This window comes from Psychrobacter sp. Arc29 (assembly GCF_041431175.1).
Classification (GTDB): domain Bacteria; phylum Pseudomonadota; class Gammaproteobacteria; order Pseudomonadales; family Moraxellaceae; genus Psychrobacter.
The window spans coordinates 204,788-227,163 of sequence record NZ_JASMRR010000002.1; the positions used below are offsets into that span (position 1 = coordinate 204,788).

The 22,376-nt window shown below is 43.5% G+C and carries 15 protein-coding genes; 13 read left to right on the plus strand and 2 right to left on the minus strand.

What is annotated here, in order from left to right; translation table 11 throughout:
- Positions 1–11 precede the first annotated feature (11 nt).
- The 10 genes from QO189_RS03810 (at position 12) to tdh (ending at position 12,207) form a co-directional block, all read left to right on the plus strand.
- Positions 12–1,244, plus strand: a complete 1,233-nt coding sequence (locus QO189_RS03810) for an acetate/propionate family kinase (protein ID WP_371531592.1) — start codon at positions 12–14, stop codon at positions 1,242–1,244.
- A 134-nt stretch (positions 1,245–1,378) separates the two neighbouring features.
- Entirely contained in the window at positions 1,379–3,526 is a 2,148-nt protein-coding gene (gene pta, locus QO189_RS03815; RefSeq protein ID WP_201601371.1) for a phosphate acetyltransferase, read from the plus strand.
- A 306-nt stretch (positions 3,527–3,832) separates the two neighbouring features.
- The gene (locus QO189_RS03820) at positions 3,833–4,774 is read left to right on the plus strand and encodes a nicotinate-nicotinamide nucleotide adenylyltransferase (protein ID WP_371531593.1); all 942 of its coding nucleotides are present in this window, start codon (positions 3,833–3,835) and stop codon (positions 4,772–4,774) included.
- Between the two features lie 131 nt (positions 4,775–4,905).
- On the plus strand, positions 4,906–5,319 hold the full coding sequence (gene rsfS / locus QO189_RS03825; RefSeq protein WP_201601366.1) for a ribosome silencing factor: 414 nt from the start codon (positions 4,906–4,908) through the stop codon (positions 5,317–5,319).
- 211 nt (positions 5,320–5,530) lie between these two features.
- Entirely contained in the window at positions 5,531–6,268 is a 738-nt protein-coding gene (locus QO189_RS03830) for an MOSC domain-containing protein (RefSeq protein WP_371531594.1), read from the plus strand.
- A 156-nt stretch (positions 6,269–6,424) separates the two neighbouring features.
- On the plus strand, positions 6,425–7,789 hold the full coding sequence (locus QO189_RS03835) for an APC family permease (protein WP_371531595.1): 1,365 nt from the start codon (positions 6,425–6,427) through the stop codon (positions 7,787–7,789).
- A 95-nt stretch (positions 7,790–7,884) separates the two neighbouring features.
- Positions 7,885–8,760: an N-acetylmuramoyl-L-alanine amidase gene (locus QO189_RS03840; protein WP_371531596.1), complete on the plus strand. Its 876-nt coding sequence runs from the start codon at positions 7,885–7,887 to the stop codon at positions 8,758–8,760.
- A gap of 171 nt (positions 8,761–8,931) precedes the next feature.
- A complete protein-coding gene (locus QO189_RS03845) occupies positions 8,932–9,678 on the plus strand; it encodes a pyridoxine 5'-phosphate synthase (RefSeq protein WP_371531597.1) in 747 nt (248 codons plus the stop codon).
- Between the two features lie 77 nt (positions 9,679–9,755).
- Positions 9,756–10,946: a glycine C-acetyltransferase gene (gene kbl, locus QO189_RS03850; RefSeq protein ID WP_371531598.1), complete on the plus strand. Its 1,191-nt coding sequence runs from the start codon at positions 9,756–9,758 to the stop codon at positions 10,944–10,946.
- A gap of 235 nt (positions 10,947–11,181) precedes the next feature.
- Positions 11,182–12,207: an L-threonine 3-dehydrogenase gene (tdh, locus tag QO189_RS03855; RefSeq protein WP_371531599.1), complete on the plus strand. Its 1,026-nt coding sequence runs from the start codon at positions 11,182–11,184 to the stop codon at positions 12,205–12,207.
- A 237-nt stretch (positions 12,208–12,444) separates the two neighbouring features.
- Here tdh and QO189_RS03860 read toward each other — a convergent pair whose 3' ends face one another.
- Positions 12,445–16,209: an SMEK domain-containing protein gene (locus tag QO189_RS03860; protein WP_371531600.1), complete on the minus strand. Its 3,765-nt coding sequence runs from the start codon at positions 16,207–16,209 to the stop codon at positions 12,445–12,447.
- A 123-nt stretch (positions 16,210–16,332) separates the two neighbouring features.
- Between QO189_RS03860 and QO189_RS03865 the strand changes: the two genes are divergently transcribed.
- Entirely contained in the window at positions 16,333–16,500 is a 168-nt protein-coding gene (locus QO189_RS03865; protein WP_371531601.1) for a hypothetical protein, read from the plus strand.
- A gap of 82 nt (positions 16,501–16,582) precedes the next feature.
- Here QO189_RS03865 and purL read toward each other — a convergent pair whose 3' ends face one another.
- Positions 16,583–20,596, minus strand: coding sequence for a phosphoribosylformylglycinamidine synthase (gene purL, locus QO189_RS03870; RefSeq protein ID WP_371531602.1), 4,014 nt, complete (start codon positions 20,594–20,596; stop codon positions 16,583–16,585).
- A 426-nt stretch (positions 20,597–21,022) separates the two neighbouring features.
- Between purL and QO189_RS03875 the strand changes: the two genes are divergently transcribed.
- Together QO189_RS03875 and QO189_RS03880 are read left to right on the plus strand one after the other, a co-directional pair.
- Complete coding sequence (locus tag QO189_RS03875) at positions 21,023–21,517, plus strand: pyridoxamine 5'-phosphate oxidase family protein (protein WP_371531603.1); 495 nt, start codon at positions 21,023–21,025, stop codon at positions 21,515–21,517.
- Positions 21,518–21,862: 345 nt separating this feature from the next.
- On the plus strand, positions 21,863–22,357 hold the full coding sequence (locus QO189_RS03880; protein WP_371531604.1) for a pyridoxamine 5'-phosphate oxidase family protein: 495 nt from the start codon (positions 21,863–21,865) through the stop codon (positions 22,355–22,357).
- Positions 22,358–22,376: the final 19 nt, after the last annotated feature.

Sequence of the window (22,376 nt, forward strand, 5' to 3'; positions counted from 1 at the left end):
AAGGATAGAGTATGAGCGCCAGCCTAACGACCACTTTTGATGATAAGAACTCTGAAACATCAACCCTGACCAGCCCAACTTTGGTTTTAAACTGCGGCTCGTCTTCCATCAAATACGCGTTGATTAGCGATGACAACTCTACTCGTATCACCGGTCTTGCCGAAAACCTAGGTCTCGATACCGCCCGTATCAAACACACGACCTTAAACGGTGAAAAGCTTGAAATCTCTATCCCTGGTGGTCGCCATAAGCTGGCACTACAAAAAATCCTTGAGCTACTAGAGCAGTACCATTTCATCGCCGTCGGTCATCGTGTGGTACATGGTGGTCGCGAATATTCTAAAGCCGTTCGCGTTGACGAGCATGCATTGGCAGAAGTGAAACGTCTCAAAATACTAGCTCCGCTACACAACCCTGCAAACGCCCTAGGTATCGAAGCGGTTCAGGCGATCTATCCTGATATGCCACAAGTAGTGGTGTTTGACACCGCTTTTCACCAGACCATGCCACCCGTTGCTTTTCGCTATGCGCTACCAAAATATCTATACGAAGAACATAGAATCCGTCGCTATGGTTTTCATGGTACGTCTCACGCCTATGTCTCAGAGCGTGCCAGCCAAATCACCGAGGCAAAAGGCCCGCATGGTTGGTTGACCGCGCATTTGGGTAATGGTTGTTCAATCGCGGCGGTATACGATGGCAAAAGTCTCGATACCAGCATGGGTTTGACCCCGCTTGAGGGCCTTATGATGGGCACGCGTAGTGGCGATGTCGATCCTAGCTTGCATATGCATCTAAAACGCCAGCTCGATATGAGCTTAGAAGAGACCGACAAAATGCTTAATAATGACAGCGGTCTACTCGGCATCTCAGGACTGTCTAACGACTTGCGTACTATTGAGCAAGCAGCCAGTGAAGGTCACGAAGATGCGCAGCTCGCTATCGAGATGTTCTGCTATCGTGCTGGTAAATATCTGGCCAGTCTTAGCTGTGCGCTACCAGAGTTTACTGGTATTGTCTTTACTGGCGGTATCGGTGAGAACTCCGACATTACACGTACCAAAATTTTGGCAGTGATGCGTCATTTCGGTATCAAAATAGATGCTGACAAAAATGCCAGTTTGGTTCGTGGTAAAGAAGGCAACTTCCACGCAGAGGACAGCAGTATCGAGCTATGGGTCGTCCCAACCGATGAAGAATACCGTATTGCTCAAGAGACTCGTCAGGCATTGAATTTAATATAAGCGTGAGCGTGTTTGATACGCCATATCTATATAATTAACATTTGCTACAAAGCTATGGCGTAAATACTCAACACATTGCTCATTCTGCCAAGGGTGAATTGAACTTAATAATAAAATAAACCGTAGGATACACTATGCAGACCATTTTACTTGTTCCCATTAGCCGCGGTATCGGTGTGACATCAGCCGCGCTTGGCCTAATTCGCGCGTTTGATTACAACGGTATCAAAGCGGGCTTTATGAAGCCGTTTTTGCAAGACGATACACTAGATAAACAGCACAGCTTAGACAGCTCAAGCGCATTGACCATGCATGCCTTTGGTCTAAAGCCGCCCAAATCGATCAGCCGTCAGCACGTCGAGCGGATGCTAGGCGATGGCAATCTTGATGATTTGATGGAAGAAGTGATTGCCAATTATCACACGATCGATGATGGTCCTGACGTCATCATCTGTGAAGGTCTGGTGCCGACCACTGAGACCTCTTACGCCTCACAAATCAACCGTGCGCTTGCCCATGCTTTAGATGCCAAGATTATATTTGTCAGTACGGCTGATATCAGCAAGCCTGCCTATTTAGCAGACAAATTAGATGTGCATGCTCGCGAGTTCGGCGGTGTCATGGATGCACGTACGCTTGGCGTGATCTTGATGCGGGTACAAGACGTGCCCAATACCTTTGAAAATCAACCAGTCGCTCCGGGTGAGGCAGTCGTCAGCTTAGATCCAACCTTTTTGCAAGAAGTGCAGCGCCTATCGCCTTCGTTCAATACTGATGCGTTTCGCCTCATCGGTGTCGTCCCCTTCAGCGATTCGTTATCAGTACCGCGCACATGGGATATTGCCACAGAGCTGGATGCTACTTGGCTCAATGTCGGTGAAGCAAAAACACGTCGCATCAATCGCATCAGTCTAACGGCGCGCTCGGTAGCACGTGTCAACGAAGTTTTTAAGCGCGGTACGTTAATGGTGGTGCCTGGTGACCGTGATGATTTATTGCTGGCTGCTGGATTGGCCTGTATTAATGGGATTCCATTGGCAGGTCTGGTACTCACTGGCGGTATCACCCCAAGCAAAACGGTCGCTGAGCTTTGGCAATCAGCGCTCAAAACCGGCATCCCTGTCATGAGCGTAGAGAGCGACAGCTATCAGACGGTGCAAAGCTTGATGCATATGAGTTCTGAGATTCCAAGCGATGACACTGAGCGTGCAGAAGAAGTGGCACGTTATGTCGCTGCTCATTTGGATTTGAGCTGGATTAAAGAATACTTTAGCCGTAATCATGAACCGCGCTTGTCCCCATCTGCGTTTCGCCACCAGTTGGTCAAAAAATCACAGCACGCCAAAAAACGTATCGTATTGCCAGAAGGTTCTGAGCCACGTACCGTCGAAGCGGCCTGTATCTGTCAAAGCCGCGGTATTGCCAACTGCGTACTACTGGCCAAGCGTAGCGATGTCGAGCAAGTCGCCAAAAATCGCGATTTGACGTTGCCAGAAGGTCTAGAAATCATCGACCCCGACACCCTTGATATGAGCAAATATATCGCTGCCGTCGTGGAGCGCCGCAAAGGCAAAACTGGCGCGGACGTCGCCGCTGAATATTTAAAAGATACGGTATATCTTGGCACCATCATGCTCCAGCTAGATGAGGTCGATGGTCTGGTCTCAGGTGCGATTCATACCACTGCCAATACCGTACGCCCAGCGTTTCAATTAATCAAAACCGCGCCGCAGTACTCGCTCGTATCGTCAGTGTTCTTTATGCTGTTGCCTGAGCAAGTGGTTGTCTATGGTGACTGTGCGATCAATCCTGATCCGAATGCTGAAGAGTTGGCAGAAATTGCCATCCAATCGGCACAGTCTGCTGCTGCCTTTGGTATCGATCCAAAAGTCGCGATGATCAGCTATTCTACGGGCTCATCAGGCGCAGGCGCGGATGTCGAAAAAGTCGCCCGTGCCACTCAAATCGTCCGTGAGCGTGCGCCAAACCTCAAAGTCGACGGCCCACTACAGTATGATGCCGCCTCGGTCATGAGCGTGGGTAAGCAAAAAGCGCCTGACTCTCCTGTCGCAGGTCAAGCCAACGTCTTTATTTTCCCTGATCTTAATACTGGTAACACCACGTATAAAGCAGTGCAGCGTAGCGCCAATGTCATCAGCGTTGGACCTATGCTTCAAGGCTTAAACAAACCAGTCAATGATCTATCACGTGGCGCGCTCGTTGATGATATCGTCTATACCATCGCGCTAACCGCTATCCAAGCGTATAGCGACCTGATTTAATCGCTGTCATACTTGCTAATTAAAGTCCTTTATATCGCCGACTATCGTCATGATGGTCGGTTTTCTCTGTCTGCGCAGGCACAGCAAGCAAAAAAATTGATTTAACAGTGCATAATGTAGCGGTATTAATTTTCACTGACTATAGGTGGTGATAGATAGTGATGACAGATACTCGCCCGCCCTCTACAATAGCGCTACGATCCAATTAATATAAAACTTAATATAAAAAGGTTAGCGGATAAAGAATGGTGTATACCAAAGAGAGCATACCCCTCATTCTTTTATTTGCATTTATTTATGCCAAATATGAGCGATAATTCTCAAGAAAAAATAACTGCCCCTGCCATCCGTGCCTATCTTGGTGGCTCATTTGATCCGGTACATAATGGTCATTTAGAAGTGGCTCTACACGTCTATCAGGACTTGTTGCCAATCGCAAAGCAGCAAAACCGCCCCTTGCACGTCTCCTTATTGCCCAATGCACGCTCACCCTTTAAAACGCAAAGCACAGATCCTGCGCATCGTTTAGCCATGCTGACGCTTGCGGTACAAGAGACGCCGATACAAATCAATGAGCTAGAGCTATGGCAAGCGCCGCCTGTCTATACGATTGATAGTGTGCGCGCACTTAGGCAGCAGTATCCTAATGATTGTTTGATATTTATCATGGGTATGGACAGCGCGCACAGTTTGGATAAATGGAAGGATGGATTACGACTCATTGACTATGTCAATCTGTGGATCTTTAATCGTGAAAGTAGCGATAATATCAATAATGGAATTTCTGACAGTGCTACATTCTTTGAAAAAAATATAGCAACTTCGCAATATCTTGCTACCTTACAATCGCAACTGCCGCTACCTTTACAATCACACGTAACCGATTCACCGATTGAGCTATTAACCCCAATTGCTCGATGCTTGGTAGATAGCACGGAAGCCGATAGCTCAAAAACAAATAGCCTTGACGTAAATAGCACTGACTTGAAAAGCGCTATGAAAGGACGCATTTATATAGATACGCAACCGATCACTGCCGTATCAAGCACGCAAATACGCGAACAACTACAAATATTGGCGACTGAAACAAATAAAATACCCGTCACTGACAGGCAAATTGCATCTATCGCACCAATAAATGATATTATGAGCAATACTCACCCCAATTCATCAGCTAAATGGCTCAATCCTGCCGTTTATCACTATATTATCGCCCATCAGCTATATTCTGCTGCTCAATTCCGTTAAAATCGCCTTATCTATGTCATTTTGCCTATCCTGTCTCTATACGTGACTGACGACATATGATCAGTCGACTCAGACAAATTGACGTTTTACCCCTTTATTTTTAATAGTTACGATTGAAGAGATTAAAATTTATGATCAACACCATGACCGAAGAACGCTTAACCGTGTGCTTGAACCTTGTACAAAGCGCGCTAGATGATATGAAAGCAAAGAACATCACTGTAATGAATGTAGAAGACTTGACCGACGTCACCGAACGTATCGTCATCGCTGATGGTACTTCAAAACGTCATGTACGCGCGATGGCGGACAGCGTCGGCGCTGAAGCAAAACAGGCAGGCTTTATGCCGCTTGGCCGTGAAGGCGGTATCGACTCTGACTGGACGCTGATTGATTTGGGCGCAGTTGTCGTTCATATCATGACCCCGCAAGCGCGTGAGTTCTATGACTTAGAAGGCCTATGGTCATCACCGGATCAGTTGGCTGAACTGGTCGCCACACCGCGTGAAAAGAAAACCGCTGGTCGTCGCAACAAGAACAAATAAGATTATTGAGTACAATAATCGCGTCATACTAAAAGCATGAGATCAAAAAGACTAGAATTGTTATTCTGGTCTTTTTTTGTGCCGATATTTAGACATATCTATCATGATAAACAGCCATTAGAATGGATAATTGTCGGATAGATTGCTATCATCCTTACCACTATTGCTGCGCAAATTTTGTCCTGCTCTCACGGATCACTAAGGATTGCCCATGTCTGCTACTCACCGCTCAAATTCTGAGATTGACCTACCCTTGTATGTGGCAAACTTAGTATGTGTCCGCGCGGGCAAAGCCATGCCGTTCACTCGTGAAGAAATGAGCGCCATTGATAAAGCGCCCATTACAGCACCCGTCGCCGTCAATTTTATGGGATTGACCACTGACGAGCAAGCCGACCGCAAACATCATGGCGGCCCACTCAAAGCCGTGCATCAATTGCCAACTGCCACTTATGAAAAAATCAATACAGAGTTTGACCTAAAAGTACGTATCGGTACGCTCGGAGAAAACCTTACCACTGAAGCCGTCGATGGCTTACCTGAAATGAATGAGTCTAACGTCTGTATTGGCGACGTTTATCAGTATGGCGACGATAATATAAACGGTGAAGATAGCGTGCAACTGCGTATCGTCCAACCGCGCCGCCCGTGCTACAAAATCAACGATCAGATTGGTCAGTTTACCAAAGTGCCAAATATTGCAGCATGGGTCAGCAAGCAAGGTATCTCAGGCTGGTACTTTCAAGTGGTGCGTGGTGGCATGATTAACGATGATTTACCAGTTTACTTGGTCAAACGTCCCTATCCGTTTGCTACGCTTGAGACACTTTGGCAATTGTCCAATTCAAAAGAGAAGTTTGACGCTGAGGTGATTGAGCCGTGGCTCGAGATTGAATGTTTGGAAGACAGTTGGAAAAAGGTTCTGGCTAAGAAAATCCAACAGGATTAAAAAGGTAACACTCAACAAAAACCTTTAATATGACTTTCTATTTATAAAAGATAGCCACTACCCTGCGTAATGGCGTCACAAGGTTTTTCATGTTCTATGTCAGCTCCATAATAAACACTCTCTCCTTCTCTATCTTTAATTGTGAAGGAGCACCCCATGAGTGAAAAGACAGAAAGTATCAGCTACCTACAAGCGATAGCGATTAGCGTTGGTGCGATTATCGGTTGGGGTGCTTATGTCATGCCAGGCGATTTATTTTTGCCACAGTCACAGCTACTAGGCTCTTCTATTGCTATTATTATCGGTACTTTAGCCATCTATATGGTTGCGCGTGCCTATATTAATTTGCTGACCCAAACGCCAGAGAATGAATCAGGCGGTATCTATTGGATTGAAAAATACATCAATCGCAAGCATGCCTATATTTATGGTTGGGGCGTCACGATAGGCTATATCTCTATTATCGCGCTTAATATATCAGCTGTCGCTTTGCTATTGCGCTATCTGTTACCTAGCGGCTTACAATTAGGCTATCTGTATACGATTGCTGGTTGGGAAGTCTACGCCAGTGAAGTGTTCTTATGCAGCGCGGCTATTATTTTGTTCAGTTATATCAATTTAAAAGGCATACGAGTCGGCGCAAAAATCCAACTCTATATTGCCCTTTTTATGATTCTATCAGTCACCGCGCTGTTTTTTGCATCGCTTTGGATGACACCAACGAGCCAAGCGTTTTTGCCAGCTGATATGTCTAGCAGCTCTATCACCAGTCTGGCATGGTTACCTATCTTGGCCGTTATGCCGTGGGCGTATGTTGGTTTTGAGACCACACCTCAGATTTCAAAAGCCATTAGCGATTCAAAAACCAAGACCAAAAGTATTATCCTAATTTCACTCATCGCAGGTGTGTTGTTTTACTTTTTAATCAATTACTTTACCGCGCTAAACATGAACTTTGACTATCAAGCAATCAAAGACAGCCACTGGGCGACAGGTGAAGGCATAGACAATCGGATTGGTAGCATCGGTATCTGGCTGCTATCGATCGCTATGATTGGCTCGATAATGAGCGGTATCAACGGCTTTATATTGTCATCAGTTAAGCTCTTAGAATCTATGGGCGACACGTCGTTATTGCCTAGCGTATTTACAGATAAACGCAACCAATTTAGTAAGCAAAAAACCGTTATATTGATATGCTTGGTATGTCTACTCTCTCCTTGGCTAGGTAGAAACTACCTGCTCGATATCGTGACGATGGCGTCCTTGGGCATTACGGTTGGCTTCGCTTATGTCACGACCGCTGACCTTATCAATGAGCGAAAAAAGAAACAGGCAGGCTTACTAAATTCTCTCTCTGTATTGATCAGTGTGGTCTTCATATCGCTATTGCTACTACCATTTTCACCAGCGGCGCTATCATTTAATGCTTATGTCTTATTGGGATTCTTTATTCTGCTCGGGGCAATTGGTTATAAAAAAATCGCAGTCAATCCTAACGTTAAGTCTGTCGTTAGTTAACGGAAAGTAGCATTTACCTGTCGAACGAAATAGACACCAATAGCATCAAACGCAAACGAAGCTATAACCACAACTCTTCCTATATAGAGCATTTCATGGTAAAGAACATCTTTTTAGCACTTGGCTTAACCCTGCCTTTGATTGGCTGCGTGACAACGACCTCACCAGTCGCAACGACCAAAAATTACGTCATCGACAGCGACACCTATCAATCGACTGGCAAAAGCCAGCGCATCAAAACCATCGTCCTGCACTACACGGTCTCAGATAATGAGCGCTCAATCAAAACATTGACTACGGGCAATGTGAGCGCGCACTATCTGGTTTTAGACAGTGACGATGATAAAATCTATAACCTCGTTCCAGAGTCTGAGCGCGCGTGGCATGCAGGCGACGGTGGCTTTTCAGGTAGAACCATCCTCAATGATACGTCTATCGGTATCGAAATCGTCAACGCAGGGATCAAGCCTGAATATCGAGACGCGCTAAAGAATGGCAATATGGATTACCATCCTTATGAGCATTATGTAGAATTTGATGAATTGCAGATTAAGAAGGTCGCGGCGCTGGTGCAAGATATCGCTAGACGCTATGACATCTCACCAAAAAATATAATCGGTCATGCAGATATGGCACCCTCGCGCAAGATCGACCCGGGTGCAAAATTTCCATGGGAGCGACTGTATAAAGAGTATGGTATCGGCGCTTGGTATGATGAAGCGGACAAGCAAGAAATTATGAGTCGGCGTACCTTGGTCGCGCCAAGCGTGCAGGAGATCAAGCAAGCTTTTCGCAAATATGGCTATCAAATCAATAATAGCGACGAGTGGGACAAGCCTAGCCGCGATGTCATCTATGCGTTTCAACTGCATTTCAGACCGCAGCAGCCAACCGGTAATATGGATAGCGAAACCTATGCGATATTACAGGCGCTCAATATGAAGTATGCTAGTCGCGATGATTTTTATTAAAGCGATACAAATATAGGTAGTTTAAAAAGATAACTAGCGCGACTGGCAGGAATTTTTCTCAGCCTCTGTCAGCGTAGACACAGCACGCCAGAAAATTCATACCAGTCAAGCGTGATAACATAAGGTCTATGTTTTATTATCGGACATAACAACAATGAAAAAGGACATATTATGAGCACCCTATTTAGTGTCAATTTAAACAAACTCGCCTTAATTAGAAACTCAAGAGGCACAGATTATCCCAATCTGCTGTACTTTGTGAAGAAGCTGATTGATCTGGGTGTCAAAGGCTTCACCGTACATCCGCGACCTGATGAGCGTCATATCAGATACCAAGATGTCTACGATATCAGTCAGTTTTTGACAGACTATCCAGAGATTGAGTTCAATATTGAGGGCAACCCAAACGAGCAGTTCTTAAAGATTATCCGTGAAGTCAAACCGCATCAATGTACGCTCGTGCCCGACAGCGAAGACCAACTCACCTCCGATCATGGTTTCGACATCATCAAACATAAAGACATGCTGTCAGCGTTGAGTCATGAGTTGCAAGGGTTTGGCACACGCTGCGCGGTATTTATCGATCCTGATATCGAGCAAATCAAAGCAGTCATCGACAGCGACGTGCAAACGATCGAGATGTATACCGAAGAATGGGCGCGCACCTACAGTAATGGTAAGAACGATGACAATATTGATTTCGATGAGGTCAAGCAACGCTTTGGCGACTGTATTACCCTCGCCAGTGACAACGGCATTCGCGTCAACGCCGGTCATGATTTGAATTTAGAGAATTTAGCCGAGTTGCTCAGTCTTGGTGATATCGCTGAGGTGTCTATCGGTCATGCGTTTACGATTGAATCACTAGAGCAAGGTATGGATAATGTGGTGCGTCAGTATTTAGACATCTGTGCTTAACCGGCTCAATAAGCAAATAATTTGGCTCTATCAACAAACCCTAAGCAAACGCCAATAATAGTAAAAAAGGAACCATTATGTACCAAGCCTTTCAAAAACATCTACAACAAGAAATCAGCGATATCCGCGACGCAGGGCTGTATAAAACTGAGCGCGTTATCACTTCTCCGCAAGATGCGCTCATCACGATTGCCGACGGCCGTGAAATGCTGAACTTCTGTGCCAATAATTACCTTGGATTGTCTGACCATCCTGAGATTAAAAAAGCAGCTACCGAGGCCATTGAAGACTCAGGTTATGGCATGTCATCGGTACGTTTTATTTGTGGTACGCAAGATTTGCACAAGCAATTAGAGGCAGCGATTTCTAAGTTTTTCAATACCGAAGATACGATTCTTTATGCGGCCTGTTTCGATGCCAATGGCGGTGTCTTTGAGCCACTATTGACCGCCGAGGATGCCATTATTTCTGATTCGTTAAACCATGCCTCAATCATCGATGGTGTGCGCCTGTGTAAAGCGGCGCGTTATCGCTATGCCAATGCAGATATGCAAGATTTAGAGACTCAGCTGCAAGCGGCGCAAGCACAGCGTTTTCGTTTGATTGTCACCGATGCCGTGTTTTCAATGGATGGTAATGTGGCGCCGATGGATGAGATTTATGCGTTGGCACAAAAATATGATGCCATGATCATGATTGACGAGTGTCATTCAGCAGGCGTGGTCGGTCGCACGGGTGGCGGCGTGACTGAATTGTTTGATCTACGCGGTGATATTGAGCTGATTACGGGGACTTTGGGCAAGGCATTTGGCGGTGCGATTGGCGGCTTTACGACGGGTAAAAAAGAAATGGTTGAGATGCTACGTCAACGCTCACGCCCGTATCTGTTTTCAAACTCCATTCCGCCCATGATCGCAGCCGCTGGGTTAAAAGCGTTTGAGATGCTAGCAGAGGACAATACCCTACAAGACAAACTGCATGAAAACACCGCCTATTTTGTCAAGCAAATGCAAGATGCAGGCTTCGATATCAAGCCCACCGAATCGGCAATTTGCGCGGTGATGCTTTATGACGCCAATGTCTCACAACAAATGGCAGAGGCACTGCTTGAAGAGGGCATTTATGTGATTGGCTTCTTCTACCCTGTCGTCCCCAAAAATGAGGCTCGCATTCGTGTCCAGCTCTCTGCCGCTCATACTCGCGAGCAGCTAGACCAGTGTATCGCCGCCTTTACCAAAGTCGCCAAGCAAATGAAAGTGATTGATTAAGCGTCGTTCGGTATTTATCTAGGGCATATCTTCAATTCAATCGATGGTCATCTAAATGGGTTAAAAATGGCTAAATTTTGCCAAACTGTGTCAAATAGCTGGTTAATATCTCGATATTATCGACACTATTTTCCTTGTTTGACGGCAATTTATCTCATTTTTATTACCATTTTTAAAATGAAAACACGCCCTAGATTCAACAATAAAATGCAACACCGTTAAATAAGAGAAGAGTATGAAAGCACTGGTTAAAGCCCATGCCAAAAAAGGCATCTGGATGCAAGACGTGCCAGAACCGACCGTCGGCATCAATGACGTAAAAATTAAAATTAAAAAAACCGCCATTTGTGGCACAGATTTACACATTTATAAGTGGGATGATTGGTCACAAAACACCATCAAGACGCCGATGATTATCGGACATGAATACGTCGGTGTCATTAGTGAAATGGGCGATGGCGTCAAGCATCTGGAAGTGGGCGACCGAGTCACCGGCGAAGGCCATATCGCTTGCGGACATTGCCGTAACTGCCGCCGTGGTAAGCTACATGTGTGCGAAAACACCATCGGCGTGGGCGTTGACCGTGATGGCGCGTTTGCCGAATACTTGGTGATACCTGCCGATAATGTCATCAAACTCGATGAACGTATCAGCGATGAGATGGCCGCCATTATGGACCCTTTTGGCAATGCTACTCATACTGCCCTTTCATTTCCTGTCCTTGGTGAAGATGTACTGATTACGGGTGCGGGGCTGATTGGTTCAATGGCAACAGCGATTTGCCGCTTCGCAGGAGCGCGTAATATTGTGGTCAGTGATATCAGTGATTATCGCCTAGAGCTTGCCAAAAAAATGGGCGCGACGATGACCATCAACCCAGCCAAAGGCGAAACTATCGAAGGCGCTATCGATACCTTAAAAATGCACGGCTTTGACATTGGGCTTGAGATGTCAGGCTCGCCTCAGGCCTTTGATTCGATGATTACTAACATGTATAACGGCTCTAAAATTGCGCTCTTGGGCATTTTACCTAACACCACCACGGTGGATTGGAGCAAGATTATCTTTAAGGCGTTAACCCTAAAAGGTATCTATGGTCGCGAGATGTGGGAGACGTGGTATCAGATGGAGCAAATGCTGATTAGCGGTATTGATCTGTCGCCAATCATTACCCATCGCATGCACATCGATGACTTTCAAGAAGGCTTTGATGTCATGGAAAGTGGGCAATGCGGTAAGGTGATTTTAAGCTGGGATTGATTTTGGCGATTCATCATTTGAGGAGTCGTGATTAGCTTTTACATTGTCACGATTTATAAGACGGCACTGATCTCAGTGCCGTTTTTTTGGATATTAGAAAATAAGAATAGTGGTAAATAATGAGTAATTCTAGGTAAGACGATCTACAAAAATATCTAAAAGAAAAAGCCAAGCAAGAACAAGAGCAGGAGGTGAAATCGCTTTCTACCTATTATACTTGTGTGCTAAAAGAAAGTGCTAAGATTCATAATTTGATTGCTCTAAGACTTCTTTAGCAAATTGTCTAATTTTTATAACTTCATCATTTAATAATTTTTTTGCATAAGCTTCCACTTCAATTTTAGAGCAGTATTTTGTGTTTAAGATTCCTAAAGCATTTTCTCGAATACCGGCACTCTCACTATTCAATAGTTCTAAGACAAGATGGCTATCCTTCAAAAAACTGCCTTCAGTAATACATTTCTTTAACAAGTCTGCACTTATCTCTTTTCTTTCAACCTTGCCTACAAACCAGTATCTTAACTGACTTGAGTCTTTACAATAATCAACGAAAGGCTGTATTGCTTGTTTTTTAATATCAGGTCTCATATCTAACATCATTTGTTGTATGAAAATTTCATCGTGATAATGATATTTAATTAGTATTTTCGCTAAATTTTCTCTTGGAGTATGTGGAACAGTACCTCCTTTGACTGGATATGGCTCTTCTATATCTTTCCATAACAAGTAAAGCTCTTTCGCTTTATCTAAGCTTATAAGATTAAGTGGCATCTTATCAAGTAGTTCTGTTGCTCCAATTGCAATAATTGGATTTGTTGAATTAAGACCTTTTATTATTACTTGGATATGACTCTCGTTATACGGTTCTCTAACATACTGGTATAAATACTCACAGCCACTTACTAAATTATCTCTCAACAACTTCTCTAAAAATAGTTTTTGAATCTTATCAGTATTTTCCAGACTCTGATAATGTTCGCTCATAGCACCTATATATGAAAGCGATAGACCTTGTCCATCTTTTATAAGCTCTAAGTACGTTTCAAAGCTTTCTGATTCAGGATATGATAGGAACAGGCGACAAGCATTTGCTATTAAAAATCTTTCAGATGTTAATATAATTTCCTTAAAAACTGTTAATAATTCTATACTTAACTTATTCTCAAATTGCAATTCGATATCTACTTTAGGAAGCCTATGTATAGGATAAATAAGCTCATTTTCTTTATCCATTAGCTTTTTAATTATCGAACCAGCTTGATTCGATATATATTCATAATTTAAATCAACAAGATTTGCTAATGATATAAAAATTAAATGCCTAGCATCATCTTTAGTAATATCTTGAATGAAAACATCTAAATCTCGTGGATACATTTCCATTATTCCACTTAGACTAACAAGCGCACTTAACTCGAACATTTTTTTAAAATCGAGATTTATTTTATACTCTTGTTTAGCGATTGCTTTGAAGAAATTAAGACTTTTCTTTCGTTCTTGTGTCTTGTACAACGGACTAGACAAATAACTGAAGACACTTTCCATTTCTTTAGTATCTGACTTAGAAAGTAATATACTACTTGTCAGCCCATAATTTGGACTAGGCTTATCATACGTAGAATATATCTTATTTATATCTAATATTAAGCCTATACTCAATTCACCATTTTTAGAATTTAAGTAAGACTCCAATACTTCCAACCCATCTTCCTCTCCAGCATCCAAAGTTTTTTCTAACAATAATTTTATAAAATTATTTTTTAAACTTATAGTCTGATTATTCATATAAGAGCGAATACTTATATTTTTTCTAGAGACAGTATTTTTTTCTAATTTCTTAATACAGACATTAATATCTTTTAGCGTGATCATTTCCTGAGTTGTCAATTTGCAATTTAGTGCTATAAACGATACCCAGTTGTCAACAGAATCTATTCTTTCTTCAACACTAAGTTCAATTTTATTCCATGTATATTTAGCAATGTGACATAGTATTGCTCCGCTCGTATAACGGTTTGTAGAAAAAGAATCCTCTGTTATTTCCCAACACAAATTTATAAAGCTGTCTATTTCATCTGAATTATAATCAATACCTGCATTCAATATAAATTCATATATATTGATATCTTTAGGTCTATTATTAGCAGAGTATTTCTCATTCCATAATTCCAAAATCTTGGAGCTTAGACCTAGGTGACTAAGAAATGTCAGAGTTTCACTGTATTGAGAATTTGAAAATGCTGATAAAATAAATTCTTCTTTAACATCGATACTTTGTAGTTTCAGATATTCAGCAGCAGCATACTCACCCAATGTTTTATGTATGAACAAAACAGTTTCATCTGTTAAGTCATTAACTCTTTCAATAATTCCTTTCGCTACCCAGTATTCAATACAATTTTCGATTAATTTGATTGCTTGAAACCTTGGAAGTTGTAATTCTTCTCTCCATTCTTCGTAGCATAGGATCACTACTTCCTTTAGCGGCTTATATCCATCTCTTAATATTATCCACCCTAACAGGTATAAAAATTCCTGTAATTGAATTTCTGATATCTCTATAGATACTTCTCTATTTGAACTTTCTTTTTCAATCAAAAAGAATAGTTGTCTGTACAAAGAAGCATAATTAGTATTTGCCTCTATACCTCTCTGTACAAGAACAATAACTAAACTTAGAATCAGTGGGTTTCTTTTAACTAGATGACTGATTTTAGAGGTTTTTATCTGTTTCAGAACAGCTTCATCAATTGATACCTCTGGAGAAATGACTGTAGAGAGTTGCTTTACTGCACTTTCAAATTCGTTATCATCAATGGGCTTTAGTTCATAGCGTCGCCAATCACTTATTAAACTTAGCTTGTAGCCTATTGGACGAGTTGATATCAAAATTCGTGATTCTGGATAGTCTTTCGAGAGTTTTGAAAAGTATTGAATCATCTTAGGCTGATGTTGAAAACACTCATCTAAACCATCAGCTAATATCACTGCATTTTTCAGTAATACACTAGCATTATCAGTTTGAATCGTTCTATCAAACGCACAACTTATCAAGCACTCTTCGAAACCCTTGCTACTATCTGATAGCATATCCGTTAGTTTTGACAACTTAACGAATAGAACAAAGTACCCTTCGTCGCTATAATCCAAGGCTAGCTTACGAAATAGCGTAGTTTTTCCTATACCAGCGCCACCTATTACAACACATTTTTTTATAAACCTTCCAAAGGTAAAGGAGTCAATGGTAGTTTCATTATTACGTTTTTCTTTGTACCAATTTTGATACCTTTCGATAGTTGAGTCTAAGTTCAGATTCTCATTCTCTTTATCATTAACAATATTTGCTTCTAAAGGAATCCATAGACTTTGTAAGCCGATAGGTTTTTGTACACTAAGGATAGATATCTCAGAGTAAGCATTTTTGTTGTACTGGTATGCACTAGAAAGGACTTTATTATAGTTATATTCTTCAATTAGATTTGTATTACGTTCCACTTCGTTTAGAGGAATTTCACTCTCACACAAAGTATATATTTTTTCTATTTTGTGAATATCATTGGTATGAATAATTTCACTTAAAAGAGTAGTTACATCAAAAATATCATTCGCTGGATCAAAATTAACGTAAGAATTATCGTTATATGATTTTTTCGAAAGTTTACTGTGAATGCCGTTACCTATGAACATAAACTTAAGCGTATATCCTTGATAATCTTTTCCTAACTTCTTGATGCTATTATTAATTTTTGTAGTAGTAGCTGTACTTGTGACTTGGAATGCTATTTTATTAGTCCTATCGATTAAGTCTACACCTTTTGCATTTTTACTAACTTTATTTAAATTTTCAAGACATAAGTCATAGATAACATTTAATAGTTTTTCAAAGAAGGTCTCTGCATGAATATTTAAGTCTAATATATTTTGTTTCGCTCTAGAATTAGTGCGCTCAACTAACCAGTTTAAACGCATTTCAATGCCATCATAATATTCTTTACGCTGCATAAATTTAGAACTCTTATTTTAGATGTTGATGATTGAGCATAAACGACATAAATCTAACGAGATGATATGTAGGTTTGTACATGATAAAAAGTTTAAACTACATCTGATACTAGCAAGAACCCGATGCTACCGCTAGCCCTGATTGCAGCGGATATACTTGGTTGGTCACTGGGCTGCGGAGGCTTGGCTAGAGGTGGTCGCTTGAATGTTGGAACGCCTCTAGCCTTAGCCACCGCCCCAGTGGACGACCAAGATAGTAGCGAAAAGCAGGATCAGCTCCCACACCTTTAAAACCCAAATTCCAAACACAAAAAAGGTGAGCATTACGCCCACCTTTTTTTATGCTTACAACAATAATCTAAACGAGCTTAACCTATCTAAACCAAGCGCGAGCGTTACGGAACATACGCATCCACGCGCCGTCTTCATCCCACGCTTCTGGTTTCCAGCTGTGGTTATACGCTTTTAGGTTACGCTCAGGATGCGGCATCATGATAGTGACGCGACCATCGGTGCTACATAGACCCGTGACACCGCCGAGCGAGCCGTTTGGATTGAGCGGATAGGTCTCGGTTGGATGACCTTGGCTATCGACATAACGCATCGCGAGCTGACCGTGGTTTGCCATACCGTCGATCTCGGTATTGTTCAGCGTAGCATAGCCTTCACCATGCGCCACAGCGATTGGCAAGATACTGTCTTGCATGCCTTTGAACAGAATTGACTTGGTACGCTCAACTTTTACGTTGACGGTACGCGCTTCAAAACGAGCGGATTTATTAGCGACGAAGCGTGGGAAGTTCTCTGCACCTGGGATCAGGTCTTTTAGCTGTGCCATCATCTGACAGCCGTTACAGACGCCTAAGCTAAAGGTATCAGGACGGGCGAAGAAGCGCACAAACTGCATACGCAGCTCGTCATGGAACAAGATAGAGTTCGCCCAGCCTGAGCCTGCGCCGAGTACATCACCATAACTAAAGCCACCACAAGCGACCAGACCATCGAAGTCACGTAGGTTGATGCGACCGCTGAGCAGATCGCTCATGTGGACATCGACCGCTTCAAAGCCAGCTTGGGTAAAGCCTGCTGCCATTTCTGTCTGACCGTTGACGCCTTGTTCACGCAGGATGGCGACTCTTGGTTGGCTGTTATTAGCATCAGCACGGCTGTTTACATAAGGCGCTTCCACTTTTTGATTCAGATCAAAGTTTGGCGCAGCTATGAGGCCTTTATGGCTCGCGTCGCTAATCAAGTCATACTCTTGCTGTACGCACGCTGGGTTATCACGGCGGCGCGCGATTTGATAGCTGACCTGCGTCCACGCTTGCTGCAATTCAGTACGGCTAAAGCGTAGAGTGTCATCACCCATGTGCAAAGGCGTTTGGATTAGTAAGCTGTCTTCTTCAGAACTTTGACCGACGAGGCTGAGCATATCAGCGACGTTGAACTCTTCTGCTAATTGCATTAGCGCCGCGACGTTTTCTGGCAGTACTTGGATGACCGCGCCCAGCTCTTCACTGAACAGCTGACCGAGTAAGTTGTCATCATTTAATGACAGCTTAATACCCTGACGGCTGGTGAACTGCATCTCTGCGATGGTCGCTAATAGACCGCCATCACCGATATCGTGATAGGCGCTGATGACGCCTTGCGCGTTACCCGCTTGGATAAAGTTAAAGAAGTCGATCAAGTCGCTTGGCTGCGCTAGATCTGGGCAGTCGTTACCGAGTTGGCTTAACGTTTGCGCAAGGATTGAACCACCTAGACGTAGCTTGCCTTTAGACAAGTCAATACGGTAAAACGCGCTGTCGCCATTGATTAGCTCAGGGGTTAGCGTTTTTGCGACGTCAACGACAGGGGCAAACGCAGTCACGACCAAGCTCATTGGTGACACGACTGATTTATCAGCGCCCTCTTCATCACTCCAGTTGGCACGCATCGATAGCGAGTCTTTACCGACTGGAATAGCGATACCGAGTGCTGGACACAGCTCTTCGCCGATTGCATGTACCGCATCGAAGAGTGCCGCATCTTCTGCATCATCACCGCACGCTGCCATCCAGTTCGCTGACATGGTGATATCAGACAACTGAGCGATACGCGCACCAGCGATGTTGGTAATGGCTTCACCGACTGCCAGACGTGCAGAAGCTTTTGGACTGATCAACGCAACAGGCGTACGTTCACCGACACTCATGGCTTCACCAGTCATCGGCTGACCATCTAGTGCCACTAAGCCTGATGCCGTCACCGCGCAATCTGATACAGGCACTTGATAGCGACCCACATACTGATCACGCACGACCATACCCGTGATGGAGCGATCACCAATGCTAATCAAGAACGATTTGCTTGCTACTGTTGGGTGACGCAATACATCGGTGATTGACTCGGCTAAGTTAACTTCGCCAAGCTCTAGTGCTGGCAATGTATTCTCTTGACGCTCAAAGCTGCGCTGCATTTTTGGTGTACCACCGAGCAATACTTGCATCGGCATGTCGACTGGTTGTTCAGCCAATAATTCATCATCAACGATTAGCTGACGGATATCCGTCGCCTCGCCCAAGATGGCATATGGGCAGCGCTCACGGGCACAGATGGCGTCGAATTGATCTTTGCTCTCTGGGCGAATCGCTAGCACATAACGCTCTTGCGCTTCATTAGACCAGATCGCCATTGGCGACATGCCCGCTTCCAATGAGGGGATCTTACGCAAGTTCAGATGCGCGCCCATTTCATGGTCATTGACCAGCTCTGGCATCGCATTAGACAGACCGCCTGCGCCTACGTCATGTAGTGAGACGATTGGGTTGCCGTCTTTACTGTTATTACTGGCGTCTACATCGTCTCCGGCCAGCGCCCAGCAGCGATCGATGACTTCTTGGCAACGACGCTCCATCTCAGCGTTATCGCGCTGAACTGAGGCAAAATCCAACCCTTCATCGAGCTCGCCACTATCGACTGACGATGCCGCGCCGCCGCCTAGACCGATTTGCATCGCAGGGCCACCCAGAACGATGAGTAAATCGCCTTTTTTAATGGCATTTTTTTCAATCAGATTGCGTTTGATATTGCCGTAACCACCTGCCAGCATGATTGGCTTATGATAGCCGCGCATCTCGCTACCGTCTTTTGCCGCAGACGTATCTAGCTGAAAACTACGGAAATAACCGCACAGATTAGGACGACCAAATTCGTTTGAGAAGTTGGCACTGCCTAATGGCGCTTCCGTCATAATCTCAAGGCTGGTTGCCATGCGGTCTGGCGTACCATATGCTTGCGTGCTCAACTGACCTGACTGCTCCCATTTCTCGCTAAGCTCTGGAATGTGCAGATGCGACACGTGGAAGCCTGCTAGACCCGCTTTTGGCTTACCGCCGCGACCTGTTGCGCCTTCGTCACGAATCTCACCACCAGAACCAGTCGCCGCGCCTGAATACGGGGCAATCGCCGTTGGGTGATTGTGCGTCTCAACTTTCATCAAGATATCGATGTCTTCTTGATGAAATCCATAAGGATGGATTGAGTTGGCATCCATCGCGTCCGTTGGGATAGGATAAAAACGCATACCATCAGACCCAGCCATCACAGCGGCGTTGTCTTTATATGCTGACAAGATACCTTGCGGGTTCGACTGGTAAGTGTTTTTGATCATTTGGAACAATGATTTTGGCTGTGCTTCGCCGTCAACTGTCCACTGAGCATTAAAAATCTTATGACGGCAATGCTCTGAGTTGGCCTGTGCAAACATCATCAGCTCAACGTCAGTTGGATTGCGACCTAATTCATTGACGTACGCATTCATCAGATAGTCGATATCTTCACTGGATAACGCAAAGCCGAACTCGGTATTGGCAGACTCTAGCGCTGACTGACCTTCGCCGATCACATCGATATGATTGAGTGAAGCTGGCGCTTGATCGTCAAACAATTTGCTGACATCGCTCAAGTCATAAACCAAGCTCTGAGTCATACGGTCAAACAATAACTGCTCAGCGTCTACGGATAGTTTTTCGCCTGCGTCACCGTCTGTTTTTTCATCGAGGGTTAACGTATAAACAACCACACGCTCAACACGATTGATCTCGATTTCACAATTATTAAAGATATCGGTCGCTTTACTTGCCCATGGTGAGATGGTGCCAAAACGTGGCCCAACGATCACTTGTCTTTGATTGTCTTGCGGCGCATCTAGCGTTGTTGATGCATCAACCGCCAGTAAATCTAGCGCTTTTTTATGCTCATCACCGCTCAATTCGCGTGATAGCACGTATACTTGCTGAGTACTTATTTGACTAACATTTAGCTCGGTTTTTTGCTGGAACTGACTGATGAGTTGCTGCGTCTGAAAATCGGTAAGAAACGGTTGTCCGGCGATGGTCATCATAAAGGCATAATCCGTAAGATCAAGGCATCTCTGCCATGCTAAGTAAATGGTCTGGGTATTATAACAAGAAGACCTATAATAAGCAGGTCTAAACCAAGATAAATTGCCGATAAGTTGTCTTCTGTCAGCATCACATATGTGCTAAATGCCAAGTCTAATCGACCTATTGTTCACTATAGTTTTGCTTCGATACTTCTTAGACCTTATTATTTTCATGCCTGATATCACAATTTTTACCTAACCCTCATACTCCTTACAAACACTCACATCGCATTACTGGGCACCTATATAAATGTAGGGCCACTACTCGGTATTCTAGTTTCAGTTGTTAATGTGATGTTTTTTGAGAACTATCACATCTACCTTGAATAAAAATTACTACTACAACTTATTAACGCTAATCACTATAAAGAAAAGGAAATCCCTATGAGTAAGCAAGAACAAATCGACAAAATTCAAGACGTTATCAAAGACGTAAAATTTGCGATGTTAAGCACTGTCAACAGCAAAGGCGATGTCCATGCTTGGCCAATGACGACCAGCGAAGCGAGTATCGGTGGTAAAGAGATTTGGTTCATTGGCGATAAAACCTCAGACGTCGTCAAAGACATCCAGAACAATCAAAAAATTGGCTTGTCTTATGCTTCTAAAGATGAAAAAGATTATGTCTCTGTAAGCGCCAACGCTGAGTTACCAACAGACCAAAACAAATTAGAAGAACTGTGGTCACCAGTCTACAATGCGTTTTTTGAACATGGTAAAGAAGATCCAAACGTACAGCTAATCAAAGTCGTCCCGCATGGCGTTGAGTGCTGGTTAGGCGGTAGCTCTACTATTAATATGTTCAAAATGGCAGCCGCCGCGCTACAAGATGGCAAAACAGCCGAAGACATCGGCGAGCAGTTTGAAGTAACGCTATAGTTTAGAAGCAACATATAACTCGATTTGGCTCAGATAAGCTTATAGTCAATGAGTCGCCCAAAACGCCAATAAGCGCTGGTTTATTGGCGTTTTTTATTGCCTTATTTTTGGTAAGGCTATTTTTAGACAGTATTTTTTGATTGATAAATCATCTACTGAATAAAATCACGCAGATAATTACAAACTTTCACAGGGTATTACAGACCAGCTGTATCGTTCTATTAGGTGATATCGCTATATTGATAACTGTTAATAGGCATCATTGACCACCTTATTAGTACTCTAGGTCACACTTACCGAATAATAATTTTTACTCCAAATTTTAAATAGTAAAGGATAACTATGATGAGCAAGCAACAACAAATGGACACCATCCAAGAAGTGGTAAAAGACATCAAATACACCATGATGACCACTCGTAATGATGAAAACCATCTACACTCTTGCCCGATGAATACTACTGAAACCAGTATCGGTGCAAAAGAAATTTGGTTTATTGGTCACAGCCCTTGCGAAACCGTGAGCAGTATTGAAAAGAACCCAGAAGTGAACTTGGCCTACGTGAGTGAAGATGGCAAAAAATATCTCTCTATCGCTGGTACAGCCGAGCTGGTTGAAGACGAAGAAAAGCTCAACGAGCTATGGTCACCTATGTACAATGCGTATTTTGAAAAAGGCAAAGAAGATCCACGCGTTCAGCTAATCAAAGTTACTCCACATGGTGCTGAATATTGGGCGAATGGTAATGCCATCACCAGCGCTGTCAAAATGGCGGCGGCAGCTGTCACCGATACTGCCATTGAAAAAAGCTTAGGTGAGAATTTTTCGATAGAGCTGTAATGATTTAGTCGTTAAAACA